This window comes from Cellulomonas sp. P5_C6, from assembly GCF_054049635.1.
The window spans coordinates 1-2,442 of record NZ_JBFULZ010000318.1 but is presented as its reverse complement, the minus strand read 5'-3'; the positions used below and the strand labels follow the sequence as shown (position 1 = coordinate 2,442).

The window sequence follows — 2,442 nt, the reverse complement described above, 5'->3', positions numbered from 1 at the left end:
GGTGTGCCCGGCGGCGGCGCAGGACCAGCCAGCCGCCGACGAGCAGCGCGACGATCGCGAGCAGCACCCACGGCACGGCCCAGGTGAGCGCCGACGCGTGGACGGGTGCGAGGCCGGGATCGTCGCGTCCTGGCACCGGGAGCGCCGTCGCCGTCACCGAGACGGAGTCGAGCACCAGGGGCACCACGTCCGTGACGGTCACGGTCTGCTGCACCGAGGCCCCCGGCAGGAGCTCGTCGAGCGTCTTGCCCTCCGCGCTGTGTGCGAGGAGCCCGAACGGCCCCGAGGCGGTCACGGTCGGGGCGACGCCGACCCGGACGTTGCCGCTGTTGGTCAGCGTGTAGGTCACGCGCATGCTGCCGAGCCCGGCCAGGCCGGCCAGGTCCGCCTGCTGGTACGTGGCGTGCACGCCGCTGACCTCGAGCCCGGCCTTCGTCGGGCCGTCGACCGTGATGTAGATGCGGGCGCCGGTGCGCTGCTCCAGCGTGATGGACGGCGAGTTCGTGGAGCTCTGGCCCTCGGTCGTCAGCGACGCGACGACGGCCGCGACGTGGTCGCCGGGCTCGGCGTCGGCCGGGATCGTGATCGTGATCGGCACGTCCACGAAGCCGATGCCGTCGGTGCTCGACTGGGCGGGTACGTGCGCCGACGGCACGCCGAGCGTGATCCAGCTGCCGGCGAGCGTCGGCGCCGTGGCGCGCTCCGGGAGACCGATGGCACCGGTCGTGTCGTTGATCGCGTCCGTCGGGTAGACGTCGAGGTCGAGCGGGACGTCCGACTGGTTCAGGACGGCGATGTCGTCGTAGACCACCGACCCGGGGGGCGCCGTGAAGGCGACGAAGCTGCGGGAGTCGGGCCGCCCGGCCGAGGCCGGGGAGATGCCGAACGTGACGAGGGGGCTGCCCGCGGGCGCGGGATCGGCCTCCGCGTGCGCAGCGGTCGCGCCCGCGGCGCACAGCGCGGCGAGCACGACGACGGCCGCCGCGCGGGCGGCCGAGGAGCGGAGGGTTCGGTGCATGCGGGTCAGGTCTCCAGGTGAGGTTCGGCCGACCGCCGATGAACGGCCGACGGGAGGCGGGGCGTCGAGCGCCCCGCCTCCCTCGGTCTGTCCGTCGCGGAACGTGCCGGCGGACAGCTCCGATCAGGACGCGGTGAAGGTCACCGTCGCCGTGTAGAGCCCACCGATGACCGAGGTCGGCACACCGGCGAGGCTCAGGACGCCGCGGTACTCGACGGTGCCCGGGTGGTGACCGGCGTCGTACTGGGCGAACGGCACCGCGCTACCGAGTCCGGGAGCCAGCGGCGGGTTGTTCGTCGTGTGCAGGCTCCCGATCTGGAAGCCGTTGCCCGACGGGACGGTCGCGACGAGGCCGGTCAGGCCCGCGTACGAACCGGGGAAGGACTTGGTCGCGTCGACCGTGGACACGAAGTCGCTCGCCGTGACCTTGGCCGTGAAGCCGAGCTGACCGGCGCGCGTGTCCGTGATCTTGATGGGGGCGTCGGCAGCGTTCGGGAACGGAGCCGAGGCCGAGTAGGTCGACGTGACCTGGTCGAGGACCGCGGTGCCGAGGTGGAAGACGTTGCCACCCTGGTACGGCGTCGTGATCTCGATCGCACCGGCAGGGATCGTCACGTCGACGTCCTGCACGTCGGTGGAGCTGGTGCCCGTCGTGTTCACGGTCAGCACGAGGGTGGCGGCCGCGGTGCTCGACGAGTTCGTGTACAGACCGGTCCCGACGAAGGACGCGTTGATGGTCCACGTGCCGGCGCTGAGGCCGTTCTTGGTGATCGACGCGACGCCGCCGGCGCCCACCGGGACGGTGGCCAGGTTCTGCACGGCGCCGCCGTCGACGGAGCCCGTGAAGGTGACCGAGCCGGTCGGGGTGGTGCTGTTGGCGGCGACGACGGTCGCCGACAGGACGGCCGGGTCGAGCGCGTAGCCGCTGGCCGACGTCGCCGAGACGCTCGTCGTGGTGCCGACCGGCGTGCCGGCGACCGAGAGAGTCGACGGTGCCGAGGTGGACGGGCTGTACGAGGCGTCGCCCAGGTACTTGGCGGTGAGCGAGTGGCTCCCGGCCGCGAAGCCCGCGGCGACGTTGAACGGCGTGCCCACCGGCGACGTGCCGAGCAGCGTCGCGCCGTCGTAGTACTCGACCGAGCCGGTCGCAGCCGCCGGGGCGACTGCGGCGGACAGGGACACGGCGGCGTTCTCGGCGGCCGTGGCGGGCGCCGTCAGGGTCGTGGTCGTCGCCGCCAGGGCCGCGGCCACCTGGGTGTAGGACCAGACGCCACCGGGAGCGACGTGGATGTGCACGAAGTGCTGCGACCCCACGACCGTGTTGCCGAACTTGGTGAACGCCCAGCCGATCGAGAAATCACCACCGGCGGTCATCGCCGACAGCGCAGCGCCCGAGGGCGTGGGCTGCGCCAGCGGGGAGACGT

At 73.0% G+C, this 2,442-nt stretch carries 2 protein-coding genes; both read right to left on the bottom strand.

The window, feature by feature from the left end; all coding sequences use genetic code 11:
• On the bottom strand, positions 1–1,018 hold a 1,018-nt coding region (locus tag ACXJKG_RS20665; protein WP_456847596.1), incomplete at its 3' end, for a hypothetical protein.
• A gap of 123 nt (positions 1,019–1,141) precedes the next feature.
• Positions 1,142–2,442: Ig-like domain repeat protein (locus ACXJKG_RS20660; RefSeq protein WP_456847595.1), on the bottom strand; the 1,301-nt coding region annotated here is incomplete at its 5' end.